This is a genomic window from Kluyvera sichuanensis (assembly GCF_014218705.1).
Lineage (GTDB): Bacteria > Pseudomonadota > Gammaproteobacteria > Enterobacterales > Enterobacteriaceae > Kluyvera > Kluyvera sichuanensis.
In genome coordinates this window covers 126,563-142,963 of the sequence record NZ_JABBJF010000002.1, presented here as the reverse complement: position 1 = coordinate 142,963, position 16,401 = coordinate 126,563, and the positions used below count along the sequence as shown (strand labels likewise).

At 57.6% G+C, this 16,401-nt stretch carries 15 protein-coding genes; 5 read left to right on the top strand and 10 right to left on the bottom strand.

The genetic code is table 11. The features are described 5' to 3' along the window. The first annotated feature begins 65 nt into the window (after positions 1-65). The gene (locus tag HII27_RS03055) at positions 66-1,424 is read left to right on the top strand and encodes an LLM class flavin-dependent oxidoreductase (RefSeq protein ID WP_185666492.1); all 1,359 of its coding nucleotides are present in this window, start codon (positions 66-68) and stop codon (positions 1,422-1,424) included. A 13-nt stretch (positions 1,425-1,437) separates the two neighbouring features. On the opposite strand, the gene HII27_RS03050 is transcribed toward HII27_RS03055, so the two are convergent. Beyond that, positions 1,438-3,033, bottom strand: a complete 1,596-nt coding sequence (locus HII27_RS03050; RefSeq protein WP_185666491.1) for an EAL domain-containing protein — start codon at positions 3,031-3,033, stop codon at positions 1,438-1,440. 543 nt (positions 3,034-3,576) lie between these two features. Here HII27_RS03050 and speFL point away from each other — a divergent pair. The 4 genes from speFL (at position 3,577) to HII27_RS03030 (ending at position 7,912) form a co-directional block, all read left to right on the top strand. Beyond that, positions 3,577-3,681: a leader peptide SpeFL gene (gene speFL / locus HII27_RS03045; protein WP_185666490.1), complete on the top strand. Its 105-nt coding sequence runs from the start codon at positions 3,577-3,579 to the stop codon at positions 3,679-3,681. A gap of 290 nt (positions 3,682-3,971) precedes the next feature. After that, the gene (gene speF, locus HII27_RS03040) at positions 3,972-6,140 is read left to right on the top strand and encodes an ornithine decarboxylase SpeF (protein WP_185666750.1); all 2,169 of its coding nucleotides are present in this window, start codon (positions 3,972-3,974) and stop codon (positions 6,138-6,140) included. Positions 6,141-6,255: 115 nt separating this feature from the next. Then, positions 6,256-7,569, top strand: coding sequence for a putrescine-ornithine antiporter (potE, locus tag HII27_RS03035; RefSeq protein WP_185666489.1), 1,314 nt, complete (start codon positions 6,256-6,258; stop codon positions 7,567-7,569). Between the two features lie 13 nt (positions 7,570-7,582). Further along, positions 7,583-7,912: a hypothetical protein gene (locus HII27_RS03030; RefSeq protein WP_185666488.1), complete on the top strand. Its 330-nt coding sequence runs from the start codon at positions 7,583-7,585 to the stop codon at positions 7,910-7,912. Between the two features lie 94 nt (positions 7,913-8,006). Here HII27_RS03030 and HII27_RS03025 read toward each other — a convergent pair whose 3' ends face one another. Genes HII27_RS03025 through HII27_RS02985 form a run of 9 tightly spaced genes read right to left on the bottom strand, consistent with a single transcriptional unit; the run spans position 8,007 to position 16,386 of the window. Next, positions 8,007-8,336 carry a DMT family transporter gene (locus HII27_RS03025; RefSeq protein WP_185666487.1) on the bottom strand — a complete coding sequence of 110 codons (330 nt, stop codon included), beginning with the start codon at positions 8,334-8,336 and terminating at the stop codon, positions 8,007-8,009. A 17-nt stretch (positions 8,337-8,353) separates the two neighbouring features. Then, positions 8,354-8,767, bottom strand: coding sequence for a DMT family transporter (locus HII27_RS03020; protein ID WP_185666486.1), 414 nt, complete (start codon positions 8,765-8,767; stop codon positions 8,354-8,356). A gap of 34 nt (positions 8,768-8,801) precedes the next feature. Beyond that, positions 8,802-9,464: a hypothetical protein gene (locus tag HII27_RS03015; protein ID WP_185666485.1), complete on the bottom strand. Its 663-nt coding sequence runs from the start codon at positions 9,462-9,464 to the stop codon at positions 8,802-8,804. Positions 9,465-9,475: 11 nt separating this feature from the next. Beyond that, entirely contained in the window at positions 9,476-10,096 is a 621-nt protein-coding gene (locus HII27_RS03010; protein WP_185666484.1) for a phosphate propanoyltransferase, read from the bottom strand. Further along, the gene (locus tag HII27_RS03005; protein ID WP_185666483.1) at positions 10,093-10,533 is read right to left on the bottom strand and encodes a BMC domain-containing protein; all 441 of its coding nucleotides are present in this window, start codon (positions 10,531-10,533) and stop codon (positions 10,093-10,095) included. Before HII27_RS03005 ends, HII27_RS03010 begins: the two co-directional genes overlap by 4 nt. Before the next feature lie 11 nt (positions 10,534-10,544). Continuing rightward, positions 10,545-11,492, bottom strand: coding sequence for a choline TMA-lyase-activating enzyme (cutD, locus tag HII27_RS03000; protein WP_185666749.1), 948 nt, complete (start codon positions 11,490-11,492; stop codon positions 10,545-10,547). Positions 11,493-11,546: 54 nt separating this feature from the next. Next, positions 11,547-14,933, bottom strand: coding sequence for a choline trimethylamine-lyase (gene cutC / locus HII27_RS02995; RefSeq protein ID WP_185666482.1), 3,387 nt, complete (start codon positions 14,931-14,933; stop codon positions 11,547-11,549). A gap of 22 nt (positions 14,934-14,955) precedes the next feature. Beyond that, positions 14,956-16,113, bottom strand: a complete 1,158-nt coding sequence (locus tag HII27_RS02990; protein WP_185666481.1) for a 1-propanol dehydrogenase PduQ — start codon at positions 16,111-16,113, stop codon at positions 14,956-14,958. Positions 16,114-16,128: 15 nt separating this feature from the next. Beyond that, a complete protein-coding gene (locus HII27_RS02985; protein WP_185666480.1) occupies positions 16,129-16,386 on the bottom strand; it encodes a EutN/CcmL family microcompartment protein in 258 nt (85 codons plus the stop codon). Positions 16,387-16,401: the final 15 nt, after the last annotated feature.

Here is a 16,401-nt window from a genome sequence, read left to right as displayed (position 1 = left end):
GGATTTAATCATTGTCGATGCACCGGGTTTTATTTATGGTCAGTTTTTTTATTTCGGTAAATAAAATGCGTAAGAATATTATTCTCAGTGGATTTACCATGGCGGCGGTCTCGCATATTAACTATGGGATGTGGCGCGACCCGCAGGACAACAGCCATCGCTATACCGATATCGCGTATTGGGTGGAGCTGGCAAAACTGCTGGAAGAGCAGGGGTTTGACTGTCTGTTTATCGCCGATGCGCTGGGGCTGATTGATAGCTGGCAGGGAAGTCCGGCGGCGTCGCTGGCCCAGGGGATCCAGTCGCCGCTTATCGACCCGCTGCTGCTGGTCTCGGCAATGGCGGCGCACACCTCACGACTGGGCTTTGGCGTGACGGTATCCACCACCTATGAACAGCCCTATCTGCTGGCACGAAAATTTACCACCCTCGACCACCTGACGAAGGGGCGCATCGCCTGGAACGTGGTGACCTCGCAGCTGGAAAGCGCTGCGCGTAACCTTGGGCTGGAAAAGCAGATGGACCATGACGAACGCTATGAGCGCGCCGATGAGTTTCTCAACGTCAGCTATAAGCTATGGCAACATTCGTGGGAACGGGCGGCGCTGAAGCGCGATAAGGTGGCCGGGGTCTATACCGACCCGCAGCGCGTTCATCCGGTGGCCCACAAGGGGCGCTGGTTTACGGTGCCCGATGCCCATCTTTCCGAACCCAGCCCGCAGCGCACGCCGGTGATTTTTCAGGCCGGGGGATCGCCGAGCGGTATTGATTTTGCCGCGCGGCATGCAGAGGTGGTGTTTGTCGCCGGACTGGATGCCAGCGGCGTAAAAAAACAGGTTGCGGCGATTAAAGCGCGGGCGGCGGAACACGGACGCGCGCCGGGGGCGATAAAGTTTATCAGCGCGGTGACGGTGATAACCGGCGCAACGGAAGAAGAGGCTCAGGTGAACTTTGCCAGACGCCGCGCGCACTACGATCTGCAGGGAGCGTTGATTCACTACGGTGCCAGCACTGGGGTCGATCTCTCCGGCCATTCGCTGGATGCGCCGCTGGAGTGGCAGCAAACCAACTCTAATCGCTCCATGCTTAAAATGGTGACCGGTGAAGAAGGGCAGCCGCGCAAAACGCTACGCGAGGTGTTTCAACCTGAAGAGGGACTGGGGCGGCAAAAAACGTTTGTTGGCAGCGGTGAAAGTGTGGCGGCGCAGCTTGAAACCTGGCTCGACGACAGCGATACCGACGGTATTAATCTGGCACAGTGGCTATCGCCGGGGTGCTTCGAGGATTTTGCCCGCTGGGTGATACCGGCGCTGAAACAGCGCGGCCTGTTGAGCGAGAAACCCACGGGCCCGACGTTGCGCCAGCGGCTTTTCCCGCAGGGCGCCGCTGAACCGGCGAGCGACCACCCCGCTCAACAGAAATAGGGATGTAGAGCGCTTAAGAATGTGGGCGCCGCGGGATAAGACTCGCCTCTCCGCTTTTCAGTGGGCCTCTCTCCAGCGCCCACTGGATAAACGCTTTTTTCGGTAGCGCTTTGCTGTAAAGCCAGCCCTGCCCGGCCGGGACGCCGTGCGCGCGCAGCCAGTCGCGCTGATGTTCGGTCTCAATCCCTTCTGCAATCATGCTCAGGTTCAGCGATTTGGCGATTTCAATGATATGGCCGGTAACCACTTTGTGCTCCAGCGCATCAACAAAGGCTTTGTCGATTTTCAGCGTATCGACCTCCAGCTCCTGAAGATAGCTCAGGCTCGAGTAGCCGACGCCAAAATCATCGATGTACACCTTGTGACCCATTTCCCGGTAGGCCTGCAGCACCGGGCGCGCGGTTTGCGGCGCGATCAGGTCGCGTTCGGTCAGCTCCAGCGCAATCTGCGTCGGTGCCACGTTCCACTGCTGAATTTGCTGGCGCAGCAGGTCGGGCAGGGTGGGGGAGCTCAGATCGGCGGCGGTGATATTAATCGACATCGTGACCTCAGGATGCTGCGAAAGCCAGTGGCCCAGATCGTTAAATACGCAGCGCACGATATGCTCGGTCAACTGGCAAATCACGCCGGTTTGTTCCGCCACGGCAATAAAGAGGTCCGGCGGCAGCCAGCGACCATCGGCCTGCTGCCAGCGGGCCAACGCCTCGGCTCCGATCAGCCGCCCGTCCTCGAGCGACACCACCGGCTGATAGTGCACGGTGATCTCTTTGGCTTTTATTGCGGCCAGTACGCGGGAATGGGAAGACTGCAGGCGGCGCAAAATGCGCAGGATTAAGAAAGAGGCCAGCCCGCTAATTAACAGCCCCAGCGGCAGCCAGAGCATCAGTTGGCGATGCCAGTTGGTCGATAGCGGTTTCACCGAGGACCAGGTCAGCAGGATCGCCCCAACGTCCGGCAGCACGCGCTGGCGGTACACCGTCTGGTCATACTCCATGACTGGCTGATAGGCTTGCAGATGGTGTTCCCAGATGTCCGGATCGAGCGGGTAGTTGCTGGCGACGATGCGGTGGCTTTGGGTGTTGATAAGCGCGGCGTGAATCGGATAGGTCGGGTTCGGCAGCACGTCAATCAATGAGTCAGGGTCAACCATCACCATATATTTACCGTGGCTTACCGCCAGCATCGGGGCATCGGTCTGCAGGTCGTGGCGTGAGGTGAGAAAGACCGTGTAGCCCGCAGGCGTGGTGAATTCGGTGCCGGGGACCTTTTCAGACAGCGTGTTGCTCAGTAGATCGCACGCGCCGTTATGCTTATCAAGGTAGAACACGCTCTGAATGTACTGATGGATATAGGAGATTTTCTGGATCTCGCGCAGGTGAGCCAAGGTGCAGGGCTTGCCCTGAAAACGGTTCACTTCCTCAAGCGCGGTTTTGGCCTGCAGCTTCACGCGCTGGGTACGCGCCAGTACGCGCTCGGTGTAGCTGCTCATCTCCTGATTAAACAGTTCGTTGGCCTGACGGTTTGCCAGCCACAGACTAAGGGCAATGGGCAGGAAAATAGCGATAATCAGCACGCCTGTGATCAGGCTCACCAGACGTTGCGTGGTCATTATTTTTCCTTTGTTGAGGTCAGAAGGTGTAATAGATTCGCGCGCTAATGATATCGCTGCTGAAGCGGTTCAGGCTAGCACAAAGGGCGGATAATACCGATTATCAGGAATTATGCGTATGGTTACGCGGTGAATTACCCCATCAGTAGTAGGTGTTATTAAGCTTATCGTGCTAATCATCACGTTTTTCGTCAAATGCGGTTGTGAATATAAATTCATTTTGTTGCATCAAAATGCGATTTTGATGACACGACTCTTGCTGCAGTATTGGGGCTATCACGCCGCAAGGTGTGCTGGAAAAACACATTTGTATGACAAATTGGCCTGATTCTAAAGGCCTGCCGCCGGGTAGGCGGTAAAGGCGTACGCGGATATGTACGAATATGACAATCTATGTCCGCGCGCAAAATAGATTTTTCATTCAGTTTTTATTTTCCGGAAAAAAGGGTTACGGGTGTGGCCTGTTACTTTAGTTGATTAAAATCAAGAAACGTCTCATACGATTTAATCAGAATAAACGCAAATTCCAATGAGTAGACGAACATGGAAAACAATAGCCATTCCTGGCCGCATATCAGACGTATTACCCATATTATGATGGTAAGCCAACGTAGCTGCTTCGACTTTCATATCTTCAACTCTAAATAACCTCCCTTCAATGGTGTGGGTCGGAACGCTATTCCGCCACGTCATGTCTGTTTTATCACTATTACGCCCTTAAGCACCGGAATCTATCGTGTATTGCGCATCAGCATAACGCCGCGCTGTGCCTGTTATTTATTTCTGGTTTGTGGCTTTCTCTTTTTCACCGCAAGGTGAGGAATCGTCACGCGTAATTAAATAAAACAAACAACCCATTAAAACCTATTTCTGATTATCCGACAAATAAATGATGTCGGAGGGTCTCCCCTTATTTATTGTTATGTACCGAGAAAATGATGAACCAATTTAATAACAAGATTGCGGTTAGCTCGACCATTACTTCCTGCTTCACCAGCCGCCGTGAAAACTGCGATGTGCGCGGCACCGACTTCACCGACGTTTCCGCCGTGGTGCTGTCGGTGGCGGACGCCACTAACGGCATTCTGAAAACCATCGAAGCGACCGGTTTTGGCCTGCCGGTGTTTGTCGCCGTCTGCTGTGAAGACACGCTGCCGGCCGACGTACTGCCGCGCGTCACCGGGGTCTTTGAACTGTGCGACGATAACGCCGACTACTACGGCAAACAGCTCGACGCCGCCGCCGATCGCTACGAAAGCGAAATGCTGCCGCCGTTCTTCAGCCGCATGGTGGATTACGTGGGCAAAGGCTACGCGGCCTTCGACTGCCCTGGGCACCAGGGCGGCCAGTTCTACCGCCGTCACCCGGCAGGCCGCCAGTTCTTCGACTGGTTCGGCGAAACCCTGTTCCGCTCTGACCTATGCAACGCCGACGTGGCGTTAGGGGATCTGCTGATCCACGAAGGCGCGGCCTGTGCAGCGCAGCAGCACGCAGCGAAAGTGTTCAACGCCGACAAAACCTACTTCGTGCTGAACGGGACGTCCTCCTCGAACAAAGTGGTGCTGAACGCGCTGCTGGCACAGGGCGACCTGGTGCTGTTTGACCGCAATAACCACAAATCGAACCACCACGGTGCGCTGCTACAGGCCGGGGCGACCCCGGTGTATCTGGAAACTGCGCGTAACCCGTTTGGCTTTATCGGCGGTATCGACGCCCACTGCTTCGATGAAAAATACCTGCGTAAGCTGGTGGAAGAGGTGGCGCCGGAACGTAAAAACCAGCAACGCCCGTTCCGCCTGGCAATTATCCAGCTCGGCACCTACGACGGCACCATCTATAACGCCCGTCAGGTGGTGGATAAGATTGGCCACCTGTGCGACTACATTCTGTTTGACTCCGCGTGGGTTGGCTACGAACAGTTTATTCCGATGATGAAAGACTGCTCGCCGCTGCTGCTGGATCTGAACGAAAACGATCCGGGCATTCTGGTGACCCAGTCGGTACACAAACAGCAGGCGGGCTTCTCTCAGACCTCGCAGATCCATAAAAAAGACAGCCATATCAAGGGCCAGCAGCGCTACGTCAGCCATAAGCGCATGAACAACGCCTTTATGATGCATGCCTCTACCAGCCCGTTCTACCCGCTGTTTGCGGCGCTCGACGTGAACGCCAAAATGCACGCCGGTGAAAGCGGCAAGCGCCTGTGGCTGGACTGCGTGAAGTTCGGCATCGAAGCGCGCAAGCTGATTATGGAACTGTGCCAGCATATCCGTCCGTTCGTCCCGCCAATGGTAGACGGCAAGAAATGGCAGGATTACGACACCGAAGAGATGGCGGGCGATCTGCGCTTCTTCAACTTTATTCCGGGCCAGAGCTGGCACGCCTTTGAGGGCTACGCGCAGGATCAGTACTTTGTTGACCCGTGCAAACTGATGCTCACCACGCCGGGCATTAACGCGGAGACCGGCGAGTATGAAGCGTTTGGCGTCCCGGCAACCATTCTGGCGAACTTCCTGCGTGAAAACGGCATCGTCCCGGAAAAATGCGACCTCAACTCGATTCTGTTCCTGCTGACGCCGGCGGAAGACATGGCGAAGATGCGCCATCTGGTGGCGCAGATTGCGCGCTTTGAGCGTCTGCTGGAAGAGGATGCGCCCCTGTCTGAAGTCTTACCGGCGCTGTATGCCAACCATGAAGCGCGCTATCGCGGTTACACCCTGCGTCAGTTATGCCAGGAGATGCACGATCTGTACGTCAGCTACGACGTTAAACAGCTGCAAAAAGAGATGTTCCGTAAGGATTATTTCCCACGCGTCGCCATGAACCCGCAGCAGGCCAATATGGAATTTGTTCGCGGCAACGTGGAATTAGTCGCGCTGAAAGATATTGAAGGCCAGATTGCCGCCGAAGGCGCGCTTCCTTATCCACCGGGCGTGCTGTGCGTGGTCCCTGGTGAAATTTGGGGTGGCCCGGTTCAGCGTTATTTCCTGGCGCTGGAAGAGGGTATCAATCTGCTGCCAGGCTTCGCCCCAGAATTACAGGGCGTGTATATCCAGGAAGATGCTGACGGCTGTAAACGCGCCTATGGGCACGTCATTAAGCGTTAAGACCAGATTATCTCGTTAATTATGTTTACCCCTGCCGCTCGGTGAATTGCCGGGCGAGCAGGGGAATCTGAGCGTTAATAAAAAAGATAACGCTGATTAAATAAGAGGACAGCTTATGAGTACGTCAAAAAATAAAATGGGGGTGGTTCAGCTCACCATTTTAACCGCCGTCAATATGATGGGGTCAGGGATTATTATGCTGCCGACGAAGCTGGCTGAAGTCGGTACCATTTCGATTGTCTCCTGGCTGGTGACCGCCGTGGGTTCAATGGCGCTGGCCTATGCCTTCGCCAAATGCGGGATGTTCAGTCGTAAAGCGGGCGGGATGGGCGGCTATGCCGAATATGCGTTCGGTAAGTCCGGCAACTTTATGGCGAACTACACCTACGGCGTATCGCTGCTGATTGCCAACGTCGCCATCGCGATTTCGGCGGTGGGCTACGGTACTGAACTGATGGGCGTGAACCTGTCGCCATTTGCCATCTGTCTGGCCACCATTGCGGTGCTGTGGATCTGTACCGTCGCTAACTTTGGCGGGGCGAAAATTACCGGCCAGATCAGCGGCGTGACCGTCTGGGGCGTGATTATTCCGGTGGTCGGTCTGTCGATTATTGGCTGGTACTGGTTCAGCCCGCATCTGTATGCTGCTTCCTGGAACCCGCACCATACGCCAACTTTCTCGGCTATCGGTTCCTCTATCGCCATGACCCTGTGGGCCTTCCTGGGGCTTGAGTCAGCGTGTGCCAATACCGACGTGGTGGAAAACCCGGAACGTAACGTGCCGATCGCCGTGCTGGGCGGGACGCTGGGGGCGGCGGTTATCTACATCATCTCAACTAACGTGATTGCCGGTATCGTGCCAAATATGGATCTGGCGAACTCTACTGCGCCGTTCGGCCTGGCGTTTGCCCAGATGTTTAACCCAACGGTGGGTAAAGTGATCATGGCGCTGATGGTGATGTCCTGCTGCGGTTCACTGCTCGGCTGGCAGTTCACCATTGCTCAGGTGTTCAAATCGTCTGCTGACACCGGCTACTTCCCGAAAGTGTTCTCCAAAGTGACCAAAGCTGACGCGCCGGTCAAAGGGATGCTGGTTATCGTGGTGATTCAGACCGTGCTGTCGCTGATGACCATTAGCCCGTCGCTGAACAAACAGTTCAACGTGCTGGTGGATCTGGCGGTTGTCACCAACATCATCCCGTACATCCTGTCGATGGCGGCGCTGGTGATTATCCAGAAAGTCGCGAAAGTGGAACCGGGCAAAGCGCGTATCGCCAACCTGATTGCTTTTGTCGGCGCGTTGTATAGCTTCTATGCGCTGTACTCTTCCGGCGACGAAGCGATGATGTACGGTGCCATCGTGACCTTTATCGGCTGGACCCTGTACGGCTTTATTTCACCAAAATTTGAACTGAGCAACGCGGCGTAATCGGGAGAAGACCATGTCTCTGTGGCAAGCGACCTTTATTTTTGCGAAGAAAGAGTATGACGCTGAGTTCCACGCGCTGAACGATATCATCGAACAGGCGACGCTGGCCTCAAGCGGCTATCTGGGGATGGAAAGCTACCAGAGCGCCGATGGCCTTAGGCTTATCAACAACTATTACTGGTCAGATAAAGCGGGGATGGAGGCGAGTATTCACAACGCCCACCACGTTGAAGCCAAAGGTAAAAGCGAGCGCTGGCTGGCAGGGTATCAGGTGATTATCGCCGAGATTTCCACGGTGCATAATCATGCATTGAGCCATCCTTTGCAGGCGGTTAGCCGGTAGTTTGCATAAAAAAGTGTGCGGACGAGCCCCTCGCCCCTCTGGGGAGAGGGGGAAAACCATTCAACGCCTTCCCTAATGGAAGGCGTTTTTACGTTTACATCTGAGAGAAGACGTTCATGATCACGCCGCCGGAGATGATCAGCACCATCGCCAGAATAGCGGGCAGATCCGGCTTTTGCTTATAGAGGATCATCGAGAAGATGGTCACGCCGACGATGCCAAAACCGCACCACAGCGAATAGGCGACGCCAACCGGGATGGTGCTCATCGCGCGGGTCAGCGCGAAGTAGCACAGGCTGTAGGCGCAAACGACCAGCACCGATGGCCCCAGCTTGCTGAAGCCGTTGGTCTTTTTGATCATTGAGGTGCCGGTGATTTCGGAGCCGATAGACAGCGCCAGCCATAAAAATCCGAGATTAAACATAGTGAATTCCTTTTGCGTTAGTTGGCGACGTTTTTGTCCAGGGTAGAAGCGGCAGGCTTGGCGGGCGTCTCTTCGCTCTCCTCACTGCCCATTTTGGAAAACAGGTTCATGATGACGATGCCGCTGGCGATGATCACCATACCGATAATAGCGGCGGTGTCCGGGTGCTGGCCGTAGAAGGCCATGCCCAGCGTGGATACCACCAGGATGCCGGTGCCGGACCAGGTCGCATAGGCCAGGCCCACGGGGATATCTTTCACCGCGCGGGAGAGCGAGTAGTAGCAGGTGCAATAGAGCACCACCAGCAGGGCGAGCAGCAGTATTTTGGTGGTGCCTTCGCTGCTACCGAACATTTTCAGGGTTGAGGTGGCCGAGGTTTCTGACACGATAACCAGCAGCATCCATAGCCAGCATTTTGTTTTTGAAGACATCTTCTACACTCCAGGTTTTATTATCGAGGTAAGGTTATTTTTTCTTCGTTTTGACATAGTCGACGGCGGCATCGGTCAGCACGACGTCAGGTCTTGCGGCCAGCGACGGATTATTGACGATATCTGTGACAGTCAGATAACGACGGGTTGCCGCTAACGGTGCGAGCGCAGGTGCGGTGACGCCCGTTGTCAGTTTCTCCAGCAGTTCGTTCATGGTGCATAGCGTCACGCCGCACGCCGCCAGGCGGGCAAGAGTTGCGTCGATATGCGCAGTATAGGCGCTGTCGATGACCGCGCCGCGCAGCTGGTTTAGCTCGCTGTGCGGGCAGCAGTGGTAGCGCAGCGCCAGCACCGGAATGCCCGCCAGCAGCGCCTCGTGCAGCCGACGCGCCACCGGGCTATGCAGCGTGCCGTTGACCAGATCTGCCGCCTGGGGATAGTCGAGAAACGGCAGCAGCAGCGCCTTATAGCCCATCGGCGGCTCACCTGACAGCGGCAGAACCTCCCCAAGCTGATGCCACGCTGCGGCATCCTCAAGGGTTTCGTCCATCGCCAGCACCAGCCGCTGCCCGCAGCCTGCCAACCGTTGGCGAATAGCCTGACGGTAGCCGTCGGCGGCGGTGACCATCACCAGCACCGGCGGCTGTAAACGCTGGAGGATCTGCGCCACCAGACTGTCGATCTGTTGCTCGCTCATCAGCCGCTCCTTTAGCCTATCAGCGTGACCGGCGCGCCGTTCTTCAGCCCGGCAGCGTTGGCCTCTTCGGTGTCGATATGGAACTCAAGGGCGAAATCGTCACGCACGCGCACCACCACTTCATCGAAGGTAAGCTGTCGTTCTCCATGGCTGCGAACGCTGACCTTCTGGCCGTTGCGAACGTTAAGCGCACGGGCATCCTGCGGCGACATATGAATATGCCGCCAGGCGCAGATCACCTGCGAGTGCAGCTCAACGTGGCCTTTTGGCCCCACCAGCAGCGCATCACCCGCGTTCTCTAGCTGGCCGGATTCCCGCACCGGGGCTTTGATTCCCAGCGCGAAGCAGTCGGCGCGGGAGACTTCCAGCTGCGTGATCGGCCGGGTAGGGCCGAGCACGCGAACCTGAGCCAGCGAGCCTTTCGGCCCGACCACGGTGACGCACTCCTCGGCGGCAAACTGCCCCGGCTGGCGCAGCGGCTTAAACGGCGTTAGCGCATAGCCTTTGCCGAACAGCGCTTCGACATCCTGTTGCGACAGATGAACGTGGCGGTTAGAGACGCCCACCGGGATGGCGGGCGTAGCCTCGTGCAGTCGGGCGCTGATTTTTTCCTGTAGCAGGGTGTCAATCATGCCTTTTTCCCTTTCTTATGCGCGGCGTTTTTCTCTTCCACAACCGGGGCTGGTGCGGCGGGTGCTTCCGGTTCAGCGACGTCCACCGGCGGTTCGATAACCGGTTTAACGGGCTCGACCGGTTTCGTCGGCGCAGCGGGCTCGGTCTGCACCCTCGGTGGATGCCCTTTGAGGGTGCTCAGCGCTTCCACAATGCAGCGTTCCGGACGAGCGATGACCAGTGAATTAACCGGCAGATTCGTCGCCTTAACCACCTCCACGCCGCGTTCGATAGCGGCGTGGATGGCGCTGATCTCTCCTTCAAAGCAGACGCTCACCAGCCCCGACCCCACCTTGCGATAGCCGATGCAGGTGACGCCTGCGGCTTTACAGGCGGCGTCGACGGCCTGGATAGCGGCGACCCATCCTCGTGTTTCAATGACGCCTAAACTTTTCATTCTCGGCTCCTTTAGTGACGTACTAAGCGAATATCAAAATCAAATCCGGCGAAAAAGGCCTCCAGCTGGTTCAGCTCTTCCACGCTGTACGACGGGTCCTGAAGAATCGGGTAGGGCATCTCCAGACGTTCGTATTTTTTGCGTCCCAGCTGGTGGTACGGCAGCATATCGATGCGGCGGATGTTGCCGCGCTTCGCCAGTTTCTGTACGTAATCGATAGCCCCGGTGATCGCTTCCCACGAATCGTTGTAGCCGCGCACCAGCGGCATGCGGATAATCACGTTCGCGCCGGAATCGACCAGCCATTCGAGGTTGCGGCGTACCCCTTCGTTACCGATGCCGAACAGCGTTTTGTGGTGATCGCTGTCGATCTGCTTGATATCGAATAAGAAAGTGTCGGTGACCGGCGCCAGCTTCTGGTAGTTCGCCAGCGGGGTGGTGCCCTGGGTTTCGACGGCGGTGTTGAGCATCATTTTTTTGCATTCGCTAAACAGGGCGACGGCAAAATCGGTCTGCAGGCTCATCTCGCCGCCGCCGATGGTCACGCCGCCGCCGGAGGAGATATAGAAGTCGTAGTCCTGCATGATGACCTCCATCAGCTCGCTGACGGTGACATCTTTGCCCATGATATCCAGCGCGTTCTGGGTGCAAATCTCTTCACATTTGCGGCAACCGATACAGTCTTTATTGCGGTTGACGAAATGCTTCATTTCGCCGTTTTCTTCCGCGCGGTAGTGAATGCCCGCCGGGCAGACGTTCACGCAGTCGCCGCAGTTAATGCACTTGTCCTGAGAGAACATCACCTGAAACTGGCTGCTTAACCCTTCCGGGTTGGCGCACCATGGGCAGAGAATGTTGCAGCCCTTAAAAAACACCAGCGTGCGAATGCCGTCTCCGTCATAGATCGAATACTTCTGAATATTAAAAATTCGACCCGTTAATTCCTGCGTATTGCCCATCACGCTTGCCTCCTGAAAATTCTGGACGTCCTTGTCCTCATACGTTCCGTTACATCAGAACTTCTCAATCACCGTACGGCTGATGATCTCGTCCTGTACCTCTTTGCACAGCTCAACGAAGTAGGCGCTGTAGCCCGCCACGCGCACGATCAGGTCGCGGTATTTTTCCGGCTCCAGCTGGGCTTTCTTCAGCACTTCGTTATCGACGTAGCTGAACTGCATCTGGCCGTTGCCGAGAATTGACGCGGTACGCAGCAGGGTGATAAGCCCGTGGCGGCCTTCCGGGGTATCAAGCAGCCCTTTGAGGAACTTGAAGTTGTGCACCATGCCGATGTTCATGGTTTCCACGTTCATCTTGCTGACCGACTTGATGATGGCGGTTGGGCCATGTTTGTCCGCGCCCTGGGTTGGGCTGATGCCGTCGGAGAGCGGCATCCAAGCCAGACGCCCGTTCGGCGTGGCGTTGGTCAGCTCGCCGATTGGCGTGTTGTTGGAGATAGAGAGCGTGCCGTGGCTCAGGGTGGAGTAGAGCATTTTGTACTTGCGGCACTCGCGCTCGGTCCACTCGGTAATGTCCAGCGCGTACTGGTCAACGTAGTTATCGTCATTGCCGTACTTCGGTGCGTTCAGGCAGTCGCGGCGCAGCCCTTCAAAGCCTTCAAAGTTCGCCAGCATCGCATCGCGCATCTGTTCAAGGGTGTATTTCTTATCTTCGAACACCAGCTTGCGGATAGCGGCCATCGAGTCGACGTAGGTCGCCAGACCGGAGAAAATCAGCCCCGGACCGTGGTTGACCATCGCGCCACCGGCGGCCACGTCTTTGCCTTTTTCCATGCAGCCTTCGACCAGCAGCGACATCAGCGGCTTCGGCGCTACGTCGCGGTGCACGCGTTGGCTGATCACCGTACCAATCGCCGACAGGCGCACGATGTGGGCAATCTGCTGTTTCACCGCTGCGTCGAACGCCTCGAAGGTGTGCAGGTCGCGCAGGTCACCGGTATCCAGCCCCTGATAGCTATCGAACAGCACCATGCGGCCACGGTTTAAGACGAACTCAATGGCGATTGGCCATTGGGTGTAGCCGGTGGAGGTCCACTGGTAGATGCGGCCGGATTTCTGCGGTTCCACGCAGCCCATCAGGCAGTAGTCACGCGCGTCTTCGAAGTCGAAGCCTTTGCGCAGCATCATCTTGATGTGGGAGTCATCGAAGTGACAGGCCGGGAAGCCCATACCCGCTTTCACCACGTCGACGATTTTTTCCATGTACTTTTGCGGTGACTGGTTATGAATACGGCAGGCCAGCGACGGCTGGTAAACCTTCACAAAGCGCACGGCGTCCATGATCAGATAGGTCAGGTCGTTACAGGCATCGCCGCCGGAACGCTTCTGGCCGCCAACGGTCAGGTTGATAAACGGCTGGTAGCCCGCGAAGTACTTCGCCCCCAGTTCGCTGGACATCCACATCAGTTCGGCGCATTTGATGATAAATGCCTGCAACAATTCCAGCGCGGCATCGTGAGTCAGACGGCCTTCGCGGATATCGGCTTCGAACATCGGGTAGCAGTATTGGTCAACGCGGCCCAGCGACAGCCCGGTCTGGTTCTCTTCGATTTCAAACAACGATTCGACGGTCCAGATACTTTGCAGCGCTTCCTGCAGGGTTTTCGGCGGGTTTGCCGGCACGTTCTGGTTCACTTCGGCGATGGTCAGCAGTTCAGCGCGACGCTGGGCATTCTGCTCAACGGCGGCCAGTTCGCGGGCGCGGGCAGCGATACGGTGGGCGTAGCTCACTACCCCTTCGCAGGTTTCAATCGCCGCTTTGTAGTAGTAAATACGGTCGATGTCTTCCGGGTTTTCCATGCTCAGCGTTGCCAGGTTCGCCTCGGCATCGGCTTTGATGCCGTTCATCCCTTTGGTGAACAGCAGCACGTCGTAGCCCGGACAGGTATCGCCGCCGCCGTTGATCTGGTGGTAGGAGAGGTCGCTGACGAAGGTTTCGCCGCTGAAGGACCAGACGCCCGCCTCGCGGTACTGCGCTTCGCAGATCTCATCGAGGGAACGGCCTTCCCAGAACGGCACGATCTCTTCGCGGATGGTCTTTTTATCTTCTTCGCTGATCTCAAACGGATCCTGCGGACGGGTGCTCATGGTGTCGAGTTCGTCGCGTACCCAGCGCCAGGCAATATCCGGCGAGAAGGCCCCGGCGCGCGGTTTGCCACACGGATGGCCGACGATCAGTTCATCGTCCTGAATCAGAATCGGCGCGGTTTCACAGGCGTGGCGGAACGCTTTGGCGCGCAGCAGAATGGTCGGCATCCCAGGGTTGGCTTTCACCACTTCGGTAAAGGCCAGCGCGCGGTAGATGGAGACGCTTGGGCGCACGGTCAGGTAGTGGTTGCGCAGGCGCTGCATGCGCGGGGTCAGCCCTTCCGCCGTGGTGGTTTCACTGCAGTTGGCGAACGGTGCAGCGGAAACGGGCTGCTTGCCGCTGAACAGACGCACCGGCAGATGCAGTGCGCTGAGGTTGTGCTGGGCACTCAGGAACATCTCAGACAGGGCGTTGATGTTCGCGTTTTCAAGGCTCGCGCCGTGCAGCAGGGCATCGAACATCGGGTAGCCGTCAATCGCGCTGGCGGCGCGGACTTCGCTTAATTCTGCGAGCTTAAACCACAGCGACTCAACGATTTCATACGCCTGAGCGTCGGTCAGCGCGCCGTTGGCAATATCGTGCTGGTAGTACGGCAGCAGGGCTTTGTCGGCGCCTTCCGGGTTAACCGCGTAGCTGCCGTTATCGAGCTGCAGCGCCAGCTGGAACAAATAGAATGCCTGACAGGCCTCTTTAAAACTGCGCGCCGGATGGGCCGGAACGTGGTGCAGAATCGCGACGCTGTCTAACAGCTCGGCTTTGCGATACGCGTTGGTTTCAGCGGCGGCCAACTGCTCGGCGCTGTGGGCGAGATTTTGTGCCAGCGCCATCAGGGCGTCACAGGCGTAAATCGCGGCGCGGCAGCCGTTCACTTCGTCCATGCCGCTACGGCTGACGGCGCTGCCGAGCGTACGGGTTTTCTCTTCCAGCTGGTGTTTAATCGCCAGCACGCCTTTCTCGACCACCAGCTTGTAGTCCGGGGAGTCGAGGTCGCTGTTCAGATTGAGGAACTGGAACGCCGATGGGCGACGCGCGGCGGCTTCATCATGGAAAATCGCGCCGTGCGGCTTGCGGGTCTGGTTACCGACGATCAGCTCATCGGCGCTGATGGTGAGCGGCAGCTGACGCATCAGTTCATAGAAGCGGCGCGCCGGTTTGACGGCGGCGGGAACGCCAGCGATATCGCCGTCCAGCCCGTTCAGCACGGTCGCGTGTTCGGTGCACAGGGTGCTGGCGTTGGCCAGTAAACGTTCAGCCAGCACTTTGACGCGCGGCGTTAAGCTGTAGTGTGCCATAGGTAAGATCCTCTCGTTCTTGTTATCCGTGGCGCTGAACGGCGCTGCCGCTCCATGCCTGGCGATAAAGTTCGGTTAATGCCTGCGCGTCCGGCGTGCGCGGGTTGGTGGGGGTGCAGCTGTCGCGCAGCGCCTGACCGACCATCTCCGCTAAGCGACGCTCAAATGCCTCGCCGTCCACGCCGGTGCCGTGAATACCGGCGGGCAGGGTCATTTCATCTTTCAGTGCTTCAATGGCGACCAGCAGGCTGGTGACGCCTTCGCGGGCGGTGCTCGCGGGCAGACTCAGCAGGCGGGCCAGATGCGCATATTTGTGCGCGGCCTCGGTATCGCACTGCCCCTGATAGTCAGCGTTCCACGCCACCACCTGCGCCATCAGCAGGGCGTTGGCGCGACCGTGCGGGACGCGAAAGACGCCGCCGAGCGCGTGGGCCAGACTGTGGGTGATGCCGAGCGACGCGTTGGTAAAGGCCATGCCCGCCATACAGGAGGCGTTGTGCATTTTCTCCCGCGCCTGCAAATCCTGGCCGTTGCGCCAGCAGGTTGGCAGGTAGCGGAACACCTGCTGCACCACCTTCTCGGCCAGCGCATCGGTAAAGTCGCTGGCGGCGCGGGAGACGTAAGCCTCCAGCGCGTGGCACAGCACGTCCATCCCGGTATCAGCGGTGATGGACGGCGGCACCGACGCCACCAGCGTCGGGTCGAGAATGGCGATATCCGGCAGCAGCGACGGGTCGACCAGCACCAGCTTCTCGGCGTGAGCCTTCACCACCGAAAAGCTGGTGACTTCCGAGCCGGTACCGCTGGTGGTGGGGATGGCCACGAAGCAAGGGCGCTGGCGACCGGCGTCCGGGCGGGTTTGCGCCAGGGCGAAAATAACCGCTTTGGCGGCGTCAATCACCGAACCGCCGCCCAGGGCGACCACCAGATCCGGATAGCGGCTGTCCATCAACTTCATGCCGCGTACTACGGTGGCGATGTCCGGGTCAGCCACCACGTCATCCCAAATTTGCAGCGCAATGCCGCGCTCGCCGAGGATCTCCGTCACCCTAGCGGCGAGGCCAAACTTGACCATCGCCTGGTCGGTGACCAGCAGCGCCTGGTGGGCACTGACATCACGCAGGGCTGACAGCGCGTCCTGGCCGAAGCAGATCCGGGGTTTCAGCAAAAATTCACTCATTGGGTTATTCACTCCTTAAGCGTCCCGAAACACGTTCTCGACAATGGCTACCACCGCCATCGCTTTATAGCGGTCTTTGTTGAGCGCGAAGTACTCCTCGGCCAACACGATGTCGTGCATCCCCGCGCCGACGCTATCGACGGCGACCCAGGAGCGGTCTTTCATCGGCTGCTGGTTGTCATCCAGTTGAGTGATCAGCAGCAGGTTGCTGCCCCGTAGCTCATCGCTCTTTTGTGTGGCCACGACATGTCCGGTAACCTTTGCGAGAATCATTGTTTTTATCGCCTT